This is a genomic window from Hydrogenophaga sp. ANAO-22 (genome assembly GCF_042466645.1).
Lineage (GTDB): Bacteria > Pseudomonadota > Gammaproteobacteria > Burkholderiales > Burkholderiaceae_C > Hydrogenophaga.
The window spans coordinates 107,363-123,628 of sequence record NZ_CP159956.1 but is presented as its reverse complement, the minus strand read 5'-3'; the positions used below and the strand labels follow the sequence as shown (position 1 = coordinate 123,628).

Sequence of the window (16,266 nt, the reverse complement as noted above, 5' to 3'; positions counted from 1 at the left end):
TTGCGGGGAGATCAGGACCTGCGCGAGCGGCCAGCGTCGATCAGGCTCTTGGGCACCAGGCCCTGGAACACCGGCGAGAGGCTTTGCACGCGGTGCACCGCGAGCGCCTCGCCGTGCAACTGGCTCAGCACGGCCACCATCTCGGCGCGTGCGAACCACAGGGCGTGCGCATCGTGCAGGTACTTCAGCTTGCGCGTGAGCTGCGGGTTGGCCTTGGCGCCTTCTTCGCCTAGCACCGCGAGCATGGCTTCGCGCACCGGCTCCAGGGACTCGGGCGAGTCCTTGCGCGTCTCGGGGCTGAGAAGGGCGGAAATGCTGTTGCGGATACCGGGTTTGAACCAGCGCATGGAAGTGGCCTCAACGACTTTGTACTAATTGGATACAGGATACGTCGCGACACCACGGATGTGCAATCGGGAATGTTTGACAACACTCAAAAAACAACAAATAAATCATATGTTTATCGTCGGTTTTTGATTGACTTCATGAGGTGTGTAATACCTTCTTACGCATTCGTTAACAATTTGCATCGACGTGGCGCCATCGAGGAGGCCGGATCGGGTGCACTTTTTTTCAACCGCCAGGGCCCGCTTTCGAGGGCCCGAAACGGCGGTTTTCCGACACGCCTTCATACATTGGGTGGTGTGTTGTAATCCAGCCGATATGTCTTCTCTCCTATGGCCGAACTGACAATTGCTTTCGTGGATCTGACGGGTAGCGTCTCGGTGTTTGAAACACTGGGCAACGACCGCGCCACCAAGGCCGTCACCAAGCTGACCCAGTGGATTGGCTCCATGGGCGTGGAGAACGGGGGCACGGTGGTCAAGATGCTGGGCGACGGCGTGCTGATGTCGTTCGCCAACAACCGCAACGCGGTCGATGCGATGGTGCTGATCCAGCAGGAGCACGCCAAGCGCGTCATGCAGTGGCCCGACCGCCTCAAGCTCATGATGCAGATCGGCATGGCGCGCGGCCAGGTCGTGGTGGTCGATGGCGATTGTTTCGGCGACGCGGTCAATGTGGCCTCGCGCCTGAGCGACCTGGCCGGCCCCGAACAGATCATGGCCACCGACACCGTGATCCGCAAACTCGGCCCCCGCCATGGCGTGCGCAGCCGCAGCCTGGGGCCGATGCGCATCAAGGGCCGGGTGGAGCCCTGCGAGGTGTTCCGCGTCGAGTGGCAGCCCGAGATGCTGTCCGAGTTCCTCACGCTGCCGGCCGACCTGCACGCCCTGAGTCCGATGAAGGAGTCCGTGTTCGGAGGTTTCGAGCTGGCCTGGCTCGACACCACGCAGGCCTTCAGCCTGACCGACCTGCCGATGAAGATCGGCCGCGTGCCGGAGGCCGATTTCGTGGTGAGCGACCCGCGCGTCTCGCGCATGCACGCCAGCATCGACATCCGCTCGGGCAACTACGTGCTCGAAGACATCAGCAGCTACGGCACCTGGGTGCGTTTCGGCGCGGGCGACAACGTGATCGCCCTGCGGCGCCAGGAGTGCCTGCTGCACAGCGACGGCGAGATCGCCATGGGCGCGCCCTTCAGCGATTTCAGCGCGCCCACGGTGCGCTTCCGGCTGGTCGACGGCCAGATGTCGATCGGGCCGATCGGCATCGAGAAATAAGCAGGCGCGGCAGGGAAGGCCGCAAGGCGGCGCACGGGAAAACCGCGTGCCGTCGGGATCACAACAATGAGTGGGGACATTTCGTGCGCTGGATCAAACGACTCTTTGCCTTGCTGTCGCTGCTGGTGGTGCTCGCCGCCGCGCTGGCCGCCTTCTATGCCTGGCGCAGCCTGCCGAAAACCGAGGGCAGCCTCAACCTGGGTGGGCTGTCCGCGCCGGTGAAGGTGCACCGCGACGCGAGCGACGTCACGCACATCCTGGCCGGCAAGCCGCGCGACGCCTGGATGGCCATGGGCTACGTGCACGCGCAGGAGCGCGGCTGGCAACTGGAATTCAACCGCCGCATCATGCGCGGCACCTTGTCCGAGGTGCTGGGCCCGACCACGCTGGAGACCGACAAGCTCATGCGCACGCTGGGCATCCGGCAGGCCGCGCGCCAGCAGCTGGAAACCCTGCCAGCCGAGGCCCGCGAAGCCCTGCAGGCCTACAGCGACGGCGTGAACGCCTTCTTCGCCCACAGCGAACAACTGCCTTCGCCCGAGTTCCTGCTGCTGGGCATCAGCCCGCGCGAAGAGGCGGCCGCGGGGCGCTACTGGGACCCGGTCGACTGCGTGGCCTGGTCGCTCATGATGGCGCTGGACCTGGGCGGCAACTGGGGCAACGAGTTCGCCCGGTTCACCGCGCTGGAGGCGATCGACACCCAGGCCCTGTGGGAGCTGTTCCCGCCGTACCCGGGGGAGCAGCCCGCGGCCACGGCCGACCTCGCCAAGCTCTACCGCGAACTGGGCGTCTACCGGGGCAAGCCGGTCACGACCTCGAAGGCCGAGGTGCCGGCCGCGCCCGGCATCGTCGCCTCGGCGCGCGGGCAGATCGGCGCGGACCTGCAGCGCTGGGCCGACGAGCTGGGCAACATCGAGGGCAAGGGCTCGAACAACTGGGTGGTCAACGGCTCGCGCACCGCCTCGGGCATGCCCTTGCTGGCCAACGACCCGCACCTGGGCCTGAGCGCGCCGGCCATCTGGTACTTCGCGCGGCTGCAGGCGCCCGATGCCGACGGCATCAAGGGCATGGACGTGATGGGCGCCACACTGCCCGGCACGCCCTTCGTGGTGCTCGGCCGCACGCAGCAGGTGGCCTGGGGCTTCACCAACACCGGCCCGGATGTGCAGGACCTCTACCTCGAGCAGATCAACCCCGCCAACCCCGCGCAGTACCGCGTGCCGTCCCCCTCCGGTGAACCGGCCTGGGCCAACTTCGGCCTGCGCATGGAGACCATCCGGGTCAAGGGACAGCCCGACGTGAGCCACATGGTGCGCAGCACCCGCCACGGCCCGGTGCTGAGCGATGCGCAGGCGCGCCATGGCGAGGTGATGGACACCAGCCGCTTCGTGCTCGCGCTGCGCTGGACCGCGCTGGACGCCGACAACCGCAACGTGGTCGCCACCCTGGAATCGAACCGCGCGCAATCGGTCGACGAACTCCAGAAGGCGTTCCGCGATTTCCATTCACCGATGCAGAGCGTGGTGATGGCCGACCGCACGGGGCGCATCGCCTACAAGGCCGCGGGCCGCGTGCCCTTGCGCGTGCCGGAGAACGACATCCGCGGCGTCGCACCGGCGCCGGGCTGGGACTTGCGCTACGACTGGGCCGGCTGGCTGCCCTATGAAGAGACGCCGCAGGACGACGGCGCGCGCGGCTGGATCGCCACCGCCAACCAGCGCATCCACGCCGCGGACTACCCGCATTTCCTGACCCAGGACTGGGCCGCGCCCTACCGCCAGGAGCGCATCGAAGCGATGCTGGCGCAGACCCCGAAGCACACGCTGGACTCGTTCCGCGCCATGCACGCCGACCAGCAATCGGCCGCCACGGTGCGCCTGCTGCCGTTCCTGCAGAAAGCCGTGTCGGACCACCCGTTGGCGGCCGCCGCGCAGGCCGCGCTGCGCGATTTCAAGGGCGAGATGCGCGCCGATGCCGCCGCGCCGCTGATCTACAGCGCCTGGGTTGATGCCTTCACGCGCCGCGTGGTGGGCGAGCGCGTGGGCCAGGCGCGCTTCGAAGGCATGTACGGCAAGCGCCTGTTCCGCAACGCGGTGGAAGGCATTCTGGAGCGCGACGACGCGAACTGGTGCGGCACCGCGGGTTGCGCGGCGGCCAGCGGCCTGGCCCTGACGGACGCCTTGAACAAGCTGCAGGCCGTGCACGGCAGCGACGTGGCCGCCTGGCGCTGGGGCGATGCCCACCCGGCGATCTCGGCCCACCGCCCGTTCGGCAACGTGAAGCCGCTGGCGGCGCTCTTCGACGTGCGCACGCCCACGGGGGCGATCCTTTCACCGTCAACGTGGGGCAGTACCACCTGGACAAGGCCGATGCACCGTATGCCAACCGCCATGCGGCCAGCCTGCGCGCGGTCTACGACCTCGCGGACCTGGACAACTCGCGCTTCATCTACCAGACCGGGCAGAGCGGCAACGTGTTCTCGGGCCGCTACCGCGACATGAGCGACACCTGGGTGGCGGTGCAGTACCGCGTGCTGACGATGAAGCCGGCGCAGTGGCGCAGCACGCTGGAACTGCGGCCGCCGGCCGCGCCCTGAGCCTCTTACTTCAGGTTGCCCGAGAGGAACTGCGCGAGCCGTTCGCTCTTGGGCCGGGCCAGCACCTCCTTGGGCACGCCCTGTTCCTCGATGCAGCCCTTGTGCAGAAAGATGAGGTGCGAGGACACCTCGCGCGCGAAGCCCATTTCGTGCGTCACCACCACCATGGTGCGGCCTTCCTCGGCCAGCAGCTTCATCACGCGCAGCACCTCGCCCACGAGTTCGGGGTCGAGCGCGCTGGTGGGTTCGTCGAACAGCATCACGTCCGGCTCCACCGCCAGCGCGCGGGCGATCGCCACGCGCTGCTGCTGGCCACCGCTCATGTGCGAGGGATAGCGGTCTTCCACGCCTTTGAGGCCCACGCGCTCCAGGTAGCGGCGCGCGGTCTCCACCGCTTTTTCTTTCGGGATGCCCAGCACGTTGATCGGCGCCTCGATGATGTTCTGCAACACCGTCATGTGGGCCCAGAGGTTGAAGTGCTGGAACACCATGGCCAGCTTGGTGCGCAGGCGCTGCAGCTGCGCGGCGTTGACCGCGCGCAGTTCGCCGTGGCGGTCGGCCTTGAGCTGCAGCTCTTCACCACCGAGCACGATGCGCCCGCTGTTGGGGTGCTCCAGCAGGTTGATGCAGCGCAGCAGCGTGCTCTTGCCCGAGCCCGAGCTGCCGATCAGGCTGATCACGTCGCCCGCATTGGCTTGCAGGGAGACGCCCTTGAGCACTTCGTTGGCGCCGAAGCGCTTGTGGATGTCCTGCACCTCCAGAAGAGGGCGGCCGGGCGTTCGGTTGGCGGTGGGTTCTGCAGTCATGTTCGATGCCCGATGAAAAGAAAAGCTCAGGCGCCCAGCAGGTCGCCCGAGCGGAACGGCGTCTCGCCAGCGATCTTGCCGACCTCGCCGCCCGAAACCACATAACGTTCGCGCACGGCGGCGTACAGCACACCGGCCACCTCGGCGCGCACTTCGTGCACGCGCGCGGCCGCCGGGGCGGTGGGATCGATGACCTCGGCCACCACATCGCCCACCGCCAGGGTGGCGCCGGGCTGCACGAGAAAGACCAGCACACCGGGCACGGGCGAGCGCAGCGTCTGCGAACCCGCCAGCGGCGTGGGCTGGCAGGCCAGGGGCGGCAGCGTCGCCGGCGCACCGGCATGCAGGACACCGGCGTGCGCCAGGAAGGCGAGGATGGCTTGCGCATCCTGGCGCGCGTGGTCGTGCGAGACATCGGCTTCGCCGCGCAGCTCCACCGTCGTGCTCGCGCAGGCCTGCGGCAGGGGGGCCTTGACGCCCGCGGCTTGCAAGGCGGCGGCCAGTTGCCACCAGAGACCGGAGAGGCGTTCGTCGAACGGCCCGCCACCCGATTCTTTCGCCAGCAGCACGGCCTGGCAGCCCAGCAGGCGCGCCAGCGGTTCGAAGGGCGGCCAGCAGGCCTCTTCGCTGTACAGGTGCATGACGGCTTCGGTGTCGCAATGCAGGTCCAGCACCAGGTCGGCGTCGTGCGAGAGCAGCAGCAGCTGCCGGCGCTGGCTGTCGAGTTCGCTGGTCGCTTGCCACTGGTTCAGCCACTGGCCGACCAGCTGGCGCACGGTGGCCACATTGGCCTTCGCGTCCGCGCCCATGCGGGGAATGGCGTCGGTCAGCACGGCGGCGGCCATGTCGGGGTAGTGCCGGTTGAAGTTCTGCGCGGTGTCGAACTCGAAGCGGCCCAGGGGCCGATGGTTCAGCCGCTGGCTCAGGCCGATCGGGTTGGCCGCCGGCACCAGAATGACCTCGCCCCGCAGCGGCCCGGCCTTCTCGGCGGCTTCCAGCTGCTGGCGCAGGTGGTGGGCGACCAGCATGCCGGGCAGTTCCTCGGCGTGCAGGCTGGCCTGGATGTAGACCTTGGGCCGGGCACCGGGCGTGCCGAAGTGGAACCCCACAAGGGTCTTCTGGCTGCCCAGGCTGGGGCTCAGCAGGGGGTACTCGATGCGTTGCATGGGGCGGCCTGGTTCTCGGCGCTCAATGCCCGCGCGGGGCCAGATGGGCCAGGAAACGCCTTTCGGCCAGCTTGAACATGCCCACCAGGCTGAACGTGATGGTGAGGTAGATCGCGGCCGCGAAGATGTAGGCCTCGAACGGCAGGTAGTAGTCGGAATAGATGCGGCTGGCGGCGGCGGTCACGTCCAGCATGGCGGGCACCGTGCTGGCCAGGCTGGTGGCGTGCAGCATCATCACCACCTCGTTGCTGTAGGCCGGCAGCGTGCGGCGCATGGCGCTGGGCAGGACGATGCGGCGCATGGCCATGGCCGGGCTCATGCCCATGGCCTGGGCGGCCTCGATCTCGCCCGCGGCGGTTTCGCGGATGGCGCCCGCCAGCATCTCGGCGGTGTAGCCCGCCGTGTTCAGGCTGAAGGCCAGCAGGGCGCAGAAGAACGGCTCCTTGAAATGCGTCCAGGGCCAGACGTCGTTCCAGCGCGCCTGGATCCAGTCCAGCTGGGCCAGGCCGTAGTAGATGAGGTAGAGCTGGATCAGCAGCGGCGTGCCGCGGATCACATAGGTGTAGGCGCCGACGACCCAGCGCAGCGGCGCGATGGAACTGGTGAGAGCCAGCGCGAACAGCAGCGCCAGCACCGCGCCCACGCCCAGCGAGGACAGCAGCAGCCACAGGGTGGTGATCAGGCCCTCGCCGTACATGGCGAGGTTGGCGGGCTGGAAGATGACTTCCCACTTCATGTGCGGGTGTCCATCACGTGTGGGCGCGTTTCACGCCGAGGCTGAAGCGCCGTTCCAGCCGGCGCAGCGCCCAGAGCGACACCGAGGTGTAGATCAGGAACAGCGCGGCGGCGAACAGGAAGAAGGTGAAGGGCTCGCGGGTGGCCGCGCTGGCCTGCTTGGCCAGGTAGGTCATTTCCTTCAGGCCGATCAGGCTGATCAGCGCGGTGGCCTTGATCAGCACCAGCCAATTGTTGGTGAAGCCGGGCAGGGCGTAGCGCACCATCTGAGGCGCGGTGATGCGCAGGAAGGTGCGCACCGGCCCCATGCCGAAGGCCCAGGCGGCTTCCATCTGGCCCTTCGGAATCGAAAGGATGGCGCCCCGGAAGGTCTCGGTCATGTAGGCGCCGTAGATGAACCCGATGGTGAGCACACCGGCGAGGAAGGGATTGATGTCCACCGACCCCTTGCTGCCCGACGCAGCCAGCAGGTGGTTCAGACCGATGGTGCCGCCGTAGAAGATCAGCAGCATCAGCACCAGCTCGGGAATGCCCCGAACCAGCGTGGTGTAGACGGTGGCCAGCCCCACCAGGAGGGGCGGCCGGAGAGCTTGGCCACCGCGCCCAGCAGGCCCAGCAGGATGGCCACCAGCAAGGCGGCCAGGGAAACGCCCACCGTGAGGAGGGCGCCCTGCAGGATCGAGGCGAAGTAGCCGGACAAAACGGGGACGGCTTAGTTGCCGTACACGTCGAAGTCGAAGTACTTCTTGGCGACCGTGTCGTAGACGCCGTTGGAGCGGATGGCCTTGATGGCCGCGTTGAGTTCGTCCTTGAGCGCGGTCTCGCCCTTGCGCAGCGCCACGCCCACGCCGGTGCCGTAGTACTTGGCTTCGTTCAGCACGGGGCCGACGAAGCCGTAACCCGCGCCTTCGGGCTTGCGCAGGAAACCGCCGTTGACTTCCACCTGGTCGGCCACGGTGCCATCCAGACGGCCGGACTTGATGTCGAGGTAGACCTGGTCCTGGGCTTCGTAGGGAACGATGCTCACGCCTGCGGGCTTGAGTTCACCCATGGCGTACTTCTCTTGCGTGCTGCCCTTGAGCACGCCGATCTTCTTGCCCTTGAGCGACGCGGGGTCGGTGTAGGCTGTGCCGGTCTTGACCACGATGCGGCTGGGGGTGAAGTAGTACTTGTCCGTGAAGTCCACGACCTGCAGGCGCTCTTCGGTGATGGACATGGAGCTGATGATCGCGTCGTACTTCTTGGCTTGCAGGCCGGGGATCATGCTGTCCCACACCTGTTCGACGTACACGCACTTGCGCTTGATCTGGTTGCACAGCGCTTCGGCGATGTCGACGTCGAAGCCCGTGGGCTTGCCGTCGGCGGTCTTGAAGGTGAAGGGTTCGTAGGTCGGGTCGATCGCCACCTTGAGTTCCGGCATCTCGGCCGGGGCGGGAGCGGCGGCGGGTGCCGCAGCGGGGGCGGCCGGGGCGGCTTCGGGCGCCGGGGTTTCGGATTTTCCGCAACCAACCAGGGCGGCGGCGCCAATCAGGCTCAGGGAAAGGAAGAGGTTCTTCATGAAATGTCTTTCGTTTGAACGCCGCTGAATGCGGCAGTGACGGGCTTTCACATTGTAAATCTGGGCCCATCGGCAGACGGACGGGCGATCCCGGTGTTTCCCCGTATAGCCATAGCAACAACCGAGCCGGCCCATGTTGGTGCGTTCGGGTCCAGCATCAGCGCGCAGTTTATTTTTCATAAATGAGAATCAGTCGCATTTATGCGGTACACTGCATGCACTGACCACCCAGGAGCCGATGCCATGCAGACCTTGTCGATCACCCGTCCGCTGTTGCGCGTGCCGCGACGTGTTGCCGCCGTGTCCGCTGTCGATGCGGACGAGGCGCAGACCCAGGCCGCGCCGAGCGTGCTCGATGGGCTCTCGAGCATCGACAGCCTGTCGCTGCTGCAGGGTGGCAAGTGCGTGCAGATCGCGCACAACGGATCGATGTACAAGCTGCAATCCACCAAGCTGGGCAAGCTGATCCTGACCAAATAGTTTTTTTCGTGGGGCGACCCTGGGGCTTGGTTCTCAGGTGTCGTTTTTGCTAGCCATCGGTGATGCCGGCCAGCCATGCATTTTTTCCCCCGCTGAGTTCAAGCAGAATCCGGATGTCCCGCCCCAAGACATCCGAGGAACCATGACAGATTCCACTGCTTCCTTTCTGGCCGCTCGCGATTTCCTGCTCACCCACCGACTGGACTACGAGCGCGCCTACCGCGATTTCCAGTGGCCCGTGCTGGGCGAGTTCAACTGGGCGCTGGACCACTTCGACGCGATGGCGCGCGGCAACGGCGCCACGGCCCTGCACATCGTGGGCGACGACGGCAGCGAGGTGAAACGATCCTTCTCTCAGATGGCCGAGCGCTCCTCGCAGGTGGCCAACCACCTGCGCGCCATCGGCGTGCAGCGGGGCGACCGCATCCTGCTCATGCTTGGCAACGAGCTGGCGCTGTGGGAGGTGATGCTCGCGGCGATGAAACTGGGCGCCGTGTTGATCCCGGCCACCGCCTTGCTGACCGCCGACGACCTGCGCGACCGGCTGGAGCGCGGCCAGGTGCGGCACGTGGTCGCGGCCAGCGCGCAGACGGGCAAGTTCGACGGCCTCGCGGGCGACTACACGCGCATCAGCGTGGGCGAGGGCGTGGCGGGCTGGCTGCGCTTCGAGGACGCGGCGCAGGCCGACCTTGGATTCACGCCCGATGGCCCCACGCGCGCCACCGACCCGCTGCTGCTGTACTTCACCTCGGGCACCACGTCCAAGCCCAAGCTGGTGCTGCACACGCACCAGAGTTACCCCGTCGGGCACCTGGCCACCATGTACTGGATCGGCCTGCTGCCGGGTGACGTGCACCTGAACATCTCGTCGCCGGGCTGGGCCAAGCACGCCTGGAGCTGCTTCTTCGCGCCCTGGAACGCCGGGGCCTGCATCTTCATCTTCAACTACGCACGCTTCGACGCACCCGGCCTGCTGTCGGTGCTGGAACGCCACCGCGTGACCAGCCTGTGCGCGCCGCCCACGGTGTGGCGCATGCTGATCCAGGAAGACCTGGCGGCGCGGCGCGAGCGCCTGAGCCTGCGCGAACTCATTGGCGCCGGCGAGCCGCTCAACCCCGAGATCATCGAACAGGTGCGCGCCGCGTGGGGCCTTGACCTGCGCGACGGCTACGGCCAGACCGAAACCACGGCGCAGGTGGGCAACCCGCCGGGCCAGTTGCTCAAGCCGGGCTCCATGGGGCGGCCTCTGCCTGGTTACCGCATCGAGCTGCTCGACGTGGACGGACAGGCCGCGAGCGAAGGCGAGGTGTCGCTGCCGCTGGCGCAGCGACCGCTGGGCCTGATGGCGGGTTACCAGGGCAGCGAGTCGCAGAACAGCAGCGCGATGCGCGACGGCCACTACCACACCGGCGACATCGCCCAGCGCGATGCCGACGGCTACATCACCTTCGTGGGCCGCGCTGACGACGTGTTCAAGGCCTCGGACTACCGCATCAGCCCCTTCGAGCTGGAAAGCGCCTTGATGGAGCACGAGGCGGTGATGGAGGTGGCCGTGGTGCCCAGCCCCGATCCGGTGCGCCTCGCGGTGCCCAAGGCCTACCTGATCCTGCGGCCCGGGGTGGTGGCCAGCCCGGAACTGGCGCAGGCCCTCTTTGCGTTCTCGCGCGAGCACCTCGCGCCGTACAAGCGCATCCGGCGGCTGGAGTTCGTGCAGGAACTGCCCAAGACCGTGTCGGGCAAGATCCGGCGCGTGCAGTTGCGCACCGAAGAGGCCCAGCGGGTGGCCGCGGGCTCGCGCGGCGGGCAGGCCTTTCACGAAGACGATTTCCCGGAGCGCGCGCAGCGCTGACGCTCAATGCCGGCGCGAATGGGCCGGCAGCAGGTGGAGTTCGGTCGTGGCGTCCTGCGCCAGCACCACCGTGTAGCTGCGGCGGTTTTCGCCGGTCAGCGCGGTGACGTGGTAGGTGCCCGTCGGCAGCACCATGTCGATCAGAGGGGCGCCCGCGTTGGTGAGGGTGAGCAGACGGCGCCCCGGCAGATCGTGGATTTCCAGCGTGGGCGGGGCCCGGTCAGCGGGCGGCGCGCCGCGCACCCGCGCCAGCATGCGCCGCCACAGGACGGGCACGGACCAGCGGGTCTCGTCGGCACAGGCGTGGATCAGCAGCCGCGATCGGGTGTCCTGGCCTTCTGCAAGGGTGTCGGCATCCATCATGGGCGCATCTTGGTCTTTGGGCTGCCGTGCCATGTGTCGCGGTCCGGGTGCTTGTGTGCCATCTGACACAAAGGACAAAGGCGGACAGACCCGCCCGTCAGGGGACCAGCTCGGCGAGGGTGCGAGCGAGTTCGTCGCGCCGCAGGGGTTTCATCAGAACGCGGGTCACGCCCGAGTCGCTGGCGCGGCGGGCCAGCAGCGCCCCGCCGTAGCCACTGACCAGCACCACCGGCAGTTGCAGCGAGCGCGCCCGCAAGGTGCTGGCGAACTGTGTGCCGCTCAGGCCGGGCATGCGTTCATCGGTGATCACGGCGGCATACCGCTGCGGCGCCTCGGTCACCGCCTGCAGCGCGTCGCCGGCATCGTCAAAGCACACGGGCTCGTAACCCAGGCCCGTCAGCATCTCCTGGGCCAGCGCCAGCAGCCCCGGCTCGTCGTCCACCACCAGCAGGCGTTGGCCGGCGCCAGCGGGCACGGGCGTGGAAGCCGCGGTCGATTCGGGAACGGCGTCGGTGCATTCGGGCAGGTAGAGCGTGAAGCGCGCACCCTGGCCCGGCAGGCTGTCGACGTCGATCCCGCCGCCGAACTCCGCCACCACGCCAAAGACCACCGCCAGGCCCAGCCCCGTGCCGCCCTGGGTGCCGCGCGCGGAGAAGAACGGCTCGAACAGGTGCTCCATGACCTCGGGCGTGATGCCCACGCCCTGGTCGGTCACGCCCAGCGCCAGGTAGTCGCCAGCGGGCAGCGGCGAGTGGGACAGCACCTGGGGCGTGGTGACCTGCCGGCGCTCGAGCTGGACGCTGAGCATGCCGCCATCGGGCATGGCCTGCATGGCGTTGGTGCACAGGTTCATGACCGCCTCGAAGACCTGTGTCGCGTCGCCGCGCAGCCGCGCGCCGGGCGCGGCGAGCATCCGTTCCAGCACCACCCCCGGGCGCAGCGAGGCGGTCAGCAGCGTCAGCACCTCCTCGACCACCGGCTCCAGCTCGAAGACGGCCGAGGTGCGTGCGCCGCCCCGGCTGAACGAGAGGATGCGTTCGATCAGCAACTGGCCGCGCTGGGCGGCCTGCAACACCTTGCCCAGGTGCCGGGCCTGGGCGCTGCCGGGCGCGGCGGCGTCCTGCGCCATTTCCCCGTACCCGACGATGCCGGCCAGCACGTTGTTGAAGTCGTGCGAGACGCCGCCGGCCAGGGCGCCCAGGGCCTCGAGCCGGCTGGTGCGGGCCAGTTGCACCTGAAGGGCTTGCTGCGCCGCCAGCCGCTGCCGTTCGGACCGCGTCACGAAGTGCACCGCCGCCGCCATGGTGACCAGCAGGAAGGCCAGCGCGGCGATGGCCAGCTGCAGCGCGCCACGCCAGCCCTGCAGCACGGCGGCGAGTTCCCGGGACACCACGACATCCAGGCCGTAGCGCGGCACCCGGTGCGAGCCGACGAGGTGCTCGCTGCCATCGCTGAAGCGCTGCCTGGCCAGGCGAGGGCGCTGCGCCAGTCCGGCCTCACCGGCTCGCAGCAGCCCGACGTTGACCCCCGCGAGCAGCGCGCCATCGCGGCGGAAGATGGCCATGCGCGCGTCGGCCGCGGGCAGGGCCACGCCAAAGGCGCCCAGCAACTGGTTGGCTGGCATGGCGGCGACGATCCAGCCGCCCGGGTGGCCGTGCACGGCGCCCACGCGAAACGCCAGCGCGACCTGCGCCTGCGAACCCCCGGCCGGCACGAAGGGCTGGCTCAGGGCGGTGGCCCCTTCGGCGAGCGAGTCCAGCCGGGGCAGGAAGGTCTGCAGGTCCGGCGGGGCCGTGGCCTCGGACGAGGCGATCGGCGCCTGGTCCTTGTCCAGCAGCCAGAGCGTGGTCACCAGCGGCATCAGGGCGGCGCGCGTCTGCAGCGCCTGGACCGTCTGGCTGTCCACCGTGGGCAGTCGGCGCCGGCCGAGTTCCAGGGCCAATGCCTGCAAACCCTCTTCGGCGCCCTGCAAGCCGCGATCGAGTTCGTCGGTCAGCGCCAGGGAGAGCAGGGCCATTTCCCGTCCCTGGCTCTCCAGTGCGCTGCGGTGCAACTGCCAGAGCGCCAGCGAGGTGACCGCCACCAGCAGCAACCACAGCGCCAGTGCGAACAGCCACGGAAGGCCCGAGGCTCGCGGTGGGAAGATGGTGTCAGGGGTCGATCGGTTCAACGAGGCACCTGTGCGCATGGGTGTCCAGTATGCGCCGCCGCGTGTCCCGAGCGGTGGCTTGCGCTACATTGGGCGCCACACGATGAGCACCACCACCGTTCCCCACATTCTCGTGATCGACGACGACGCGGACGTGCGCGACCTGGTGGTCGAGTACCTCGGCAAGAACGACATGCGCGTGAGCGCCGGGTGCTCGGGCGCGGAGATGTTCGCGCTGTTCGACCGCGAGGCCATCGACCTCGTGCTGCTGGACCTCAGGTTGCCCGGCGAGGACGGCATGCTGCTGGCCCGCGCCTTGCGCGAACGGGCCACCGTGCCCATCGTGCTGTTGACCGGGCGCAGCGAGGAGGCCGATCGCGTCATGGGCCTGGAGCTGGGCGCGGACGACTACGTCACCAAACCGTTCAGCCCCCGCGAGCTGCTCGCCCGCGTGCGCGCGGTGCTGCGCCGCTACCAGGTGCAGGCCACGCTGCCCGAGCGCGACAACACGCGGCGCGCCTACCGGTTTTCGGGTTGGGAGCTGAACCTGCGCACCCGCCGCCTGGTGTCGCCGGCGGGCCAGTCGGTGGAGCTGTCCAACGGCGAATTCAGCCTGCTCAACGCGCTGTGCCGGGCGCCGCGGCGCGTGCTGAGCCGCGATCAGTTGTTGTCGATGTCGCGCCTGCATGAAGCCGAGGTCTACGACCGCACGATCGACGTGCAGATCCGCCGCCTGCGCCTCAAGATCGAAGCCGACGCCACCAACCCCACGCTGATCCTCACCGAGCGCGGCGCGGGCTACCTGCTGGCCAGCGAGGTCGAAACGCTGTTCTGATTCACGCGCGTGCGTCGTCGTCGCCGATCACGAGTTGCGTGGCGCTCGCGTAGCGGTGCGGCGGCACCTCGAGGTTGCTCGGTGCCGGCTTGTTCTTGAACACCCGTCCCGCGCCATCGAAGGTCGAGCCGTGGCAGGGGCAGAAGAAACCACCGGGCCAGTCGGCGGGCAGGCCGGGATTGCCGGTGCCCGCGGGCACCGAGGTGGGCGAGCAGCCCAGGTGGGTGCAGATGCCCACGGCGACGAAGAACTCGGGCTTGATCGAACGGGCCGGATTCCGGGCATAGGCGGGCTGCTGGTTGCGGCTCGATCGCGGGTCGGCCAGCTCGGCGTCGTGGCCCTGCAGCGCCGCCACCATCTCGGGCGTGCGGTGCACGACCCACACCGGTTTGCCCCGCCACTCCACGATGGTGGTGGCCCCGGGAGCCAGGGTCGAGACATCGACCTCCACCGGCCCGCCGGCCGCCTTGGCCCGCTCGCTCGGGGCGAACGACGCGGCGAAGGGATAGGCCGCGACCACCGCCGCCGCGCCACCCAGGCTGGCGGTGGTCACCATCCAGATGCGCCGTTGGGGGTCGGTGGGCATGGTGGGGTTCCTTGGGGTTCCAGGAGGGAGCCTGGACAGGAGGGGATACTGCACTTGCCCGGCCTGGGCGGTATTGCATGGAGCGCAAAGGCAGATGACAAGTGACATGTTGCCCAGCCATTGGCTGACACTGCACGGCCTCGCCGTCTCGCTGGCGGTCCTGGTCTACGTCTTCAGCTCGCACGCGATGCGCCAGCGCAGGCCGCCCGCGTCGGCGATCGCCTGGGTGTTGTTCATCGTGCTGCTGCCCTATGTGGCCCTGCCGGCGTTCCTGCTGCTCGGCTCGCGCAAGCTCGCCCGACCGGCCTCCCTCGCGGCCACCGCGCCGCGCCCGCTGGCCTCGGGCGGTGGCTGGGCGGCAGGCACCATCGTCTCGCTCGGGCAGCCCGCATCCGCCGCCTACCGCGACCTGCGGCTGCACAGCGATGGCCGCCAGGCCCAGGAGGCCTTGATGCGCACGATCGACGGCGCGCAGGCCACCCTCGATGTGTGCACCTTCATCCTGGGGCGCGAGGGGCCGGGGCAGGCGGTGGTCGACCGCTTGACGGCCAAGGCCGGGCAGGGCGTTCGCGTGCGCCTGCTGCTCGACGGCATGGGCAGCCTGATGCAGCGCCCCCCGAGCCTCGACCGCCTGACCCGAGCGGGGGCCGAGTTCGTGCGCTTCGTGCCGCCGCTGCGCTCGCCGATCCGGGGGCGCACCAACCTGCGCGACCACCGCAAGATGCTGGTCGCCGACGCGGGCCTGCCCTCGGCCCGCCTGTGGTGCGGTGGCCGCAACCTGGCCGCCGAGTACTTCATGGGTTTGCCCGGGCAGCCGCCCTGGCGCGATCTGAGCTTCGACCTGGGCGGTGCGCTGGTGCAGCAGGCGAGCGAGCTGTTCGAACACGACTGGCGCTTCGCCCGGGGCCTGCCGGCCCTTCCGCGCGAAGTCCTCCAGGGCAGCGCGCAGGCCGGGGATGGCGCCCAGCTCGTCGCCTCGGGGCCGGACCAGGCGGACGACACCGTGCTGGCGCTGCTGCTCACGGCGGCCTACCGGGCGAAGGCCCGCATCGCCCTGGCCACGCCGTACTTCGTGCCCGACGCGGCGCTGCTGATGGCGCTGTGCCTGGCCGCGCGGCGCGGTGTGGTGGTCGACCTGCTGGTGCCCGCCCGCTCCAACCACCGGCTCTCGGACATGGCGCGGGGCCGGGCCTTGCGCTCGCTGGCCCAGGCCGGCGGCCGGATCTGGCTCGCGCCCGGGATGATGCACGCCAAGCTCGCGGTGTTCGATCAGACGCTGGCCCTGTGCGGCTCGGCCAATCTGGACAGCCGCAGCCTGTTGCTGAACTACGAGCTGATGTGCGCCTTCCACCCACCGGCCGACGTGCAGCGGTTCGCCGACTGGTTCGACCAGGAGCGCGGCACGGCACAGCCCTACGTGGCCACCGCACCCGGGCTCGCGCGCGACATCGCCGAAGGCATGCTGCTGTGGCTGGGGTTCCAGCTCTGATCCCCGCGATTGCAAGTGAAATGTGCCAACGG

13 protein-coding genes and 3 pseudogenes are annotated in these 16,266 nt (G+C 68.8%); 7 read left to right on the top strand and 9 right to left on the bottom strand.

The window, feature by feature from the left end:
- Positions 1-11: 11 nt before the first annotated feature.
- A complete protein-coding gene (locus tag ABSY19_RS00595) occupies positions 12-347 on the bottom strand; it encodes a hypothetical protein (protein ID WP_382158123.1) in 336 nt (111 codons plus the stop codon).
- A gap of 354 nt (positions 348-701) precedes the next feature.
- Here ABSY19_RS00595 and ABSY19_RS00590 point away from each other — a divergent pair, with 354 nt between their 5' ends.
- The 3 genes and pseudogenes from ABSY19_RS00590 to ABSY19_RS00580 form a co-directional block, all read left to right on the top strand.
- Entirely contained in the window at positions 702-1,622 is a 921-nt protein-coding gene (locus ABSY19_RS00590) for an FHA domain-containing protein (RefSeq protein WP_382158121.1), read from the top strand.
- Between the two features lie 83 nt (positions 1,623-1,705).
- Positions 1,706-3,859 (top strand): annotated as a pseudogene (locus ABSY19_RS00585) (penicillin acylase family protein); the annotation flags it as partial.
- Positions 3,751-4,119, top strand: a pseudogene (locus ABSY19_RS00580) (penicillin acylase family protein); the annotation flags it as partial. The pseudogenes ABSY19_RS00585 and ABSY19_RS00580, both read left to right, overlap by 109 nt.
- 104 nt (positions 4,120-4,223) lie before the next feature.
- Here ABSY19_RS00580 and ABSY19_RS00575 read toward each other — a convergent pair.
- The 5 genes and pseudogenes from ABSY19_RS00575 to ABSY19_RS00555 all read right to left on the bottom strand — a co-directional run bounded on the left by ABSY19_RS00575 (position 4,224) and on the right by ABSY19_RS00555 (position 8,345).
- Positions 4,224-5,024 carry an ABC transporter ATP-binding protein gene (locus ABSY19_RS00575; RefSeq protein WP_382158119.1) on the bottom strand — a complete coding sequence of 267 codons (801 nt, stop codon included), beginning with the start codon at positions 5,022-5,024 and terminating at the stop codon, positions 4,224-4,226.
- Between the two features lie 26 nt (positions 5,025-5,050).
- Positions 5,051-6,190 (bottom strand): succinylglutamate desuccinylase/aspartoacylase family protein, encoded by a 1,140-nt coding sequence (locus ABSY19_RS00570; protein WP_382158117.1) that lies wholly within the window; start codon positions 6,188-6,190, stop codon positions 5,051-5,053.
- Positions 6,191-6,212: 22 nt separating this feature from the next.
- Complete coding sequence (locus ABSY19_RS00565; protein ID WP_291118681.1) at positions 6,213-6,926, bottom strand: ABC transporter permease; 714 nt, start codon at positions 6,924-6,926, stop codon at positions 6,213-6,215.
- Between the two features lie 13 nt (positions 6,927-6,939).
- Positions 6,940-7,625: pseudogene (locus ABSY19_RS00560) on the bottom strand (ABC transporter permease).
- Between the two features lie 12 nt (positions 7,626-7,637).
- A complete protein-coding gene (locus tag ABSY19_RS00555; RefSeq protein WP_382163982.1) occupies positions 7,638-8,345 on the bottom strand; it encodes an ABC transporter substrate-binding protein in 708 nt (235 codons plus the stop codon).
- Positions 8,346-8,726: 381 nt separating this feature from the next.
- On the opposite strand from ABSY19_RS00555, the gene hemP reads away from it, so the two are divergent.
- The gene (hemP, locus tag ABSY19_RS00550) at positions 8,727-8,963 is read left to right on the top strand and encodes a hemin uptake protein HemP (protein WP_382158115.1); all 237 of its coding nucleotides are present in this window, start codon (positions 8,727-8,729) and stop codon (positions 8,961-8,963) included.
- Between the two features lie 142 nt (positions 8,964-9,105).
- A complete protein-coding gene (locus ABSY19_RS00545) occupies positions 9,106-10,812 on the top strand; it encodes an AMP-binding protein (protein ID WP_382158114.1) in 1,707 nt (568 codons plus the stop codon).
- A 3-nt stretch (positions 10,813-10,815) separates the two neighbouring features.
- On the opposite strand, the gene ABSY19_RS00540 is transcribed toward ABSY19_RS00545, so the two are convergent.
- Positions 10,816-11,175, bottom strand: a complete 360-nt coding sequence (locus ABSY19_RS00540) for a hypothetical protein (RefSeq protein ID WP_382158112.1) — start codon at positions 11,173-11,175, stop codon at positions 10,816-10,818.
- A gap of 97 nt (positions 11,176-11,272) precedes the next feature.
- Complete coding sequence (locus ABSY19_RS00535; protein ID WP_382158110.1) at positions 11,273-13,345, bottom strand: ATP-binding protein; 2,073 nt, start codon at positions 13,343-13,345, stop codon at positions 11,273-11,275.
- An 82-nt stretch (positions 13,346-13,427) separates the two neighbouring features.
- Here ABSY19_RS00535 and ABSY19_RS00530 point away from each other — a divergent pair, with 82 nt between their 5' ends.
- Entirely contained in the window at positions 13,428-14,159 is a 732-nt protein-coding gene (locus ABSY19_RS00530) for a response regulator (protein WP_382158108.1), read from the top strand.
- A gap of 1 nt (position 14,160) precedes the next feature.
- On the opposite strand, the gene petA is transcribed toward ABSY19_RS00530, so the two are convergent.
- On the bottom strand, positions 14,161-14,745 hold the full coding sequence (petA, locus tag ABSY19_RS00525) for a ubiquinol-cytochrome c reductase iron-sulfur subunit (RefSeq protein WP_382158106.1): 585 nt from the start codon (positions 14,743-14,745) through the stop codon (positions 14,161-14,163).
- 106 nt (positions 14,746-14,851) lie between these two features.
- Here petA and ABSY19_RS00520 point away from each other — a divergent pair, with 106 nt between their 5' ends.
- On the top strand, positions 14,852-16,234 hold the full coding sequence (locus ABSY19_RS00520; protein ID WP_382158104.1) for a phospholipase D-like domain-containing protein: 1,383 nt from the start codon (positions 14,852-14,854) through the stop codon (positions 16,232-16,234).
- Positions 16,235-16,266: the final 32 nt, after the last annotated feature.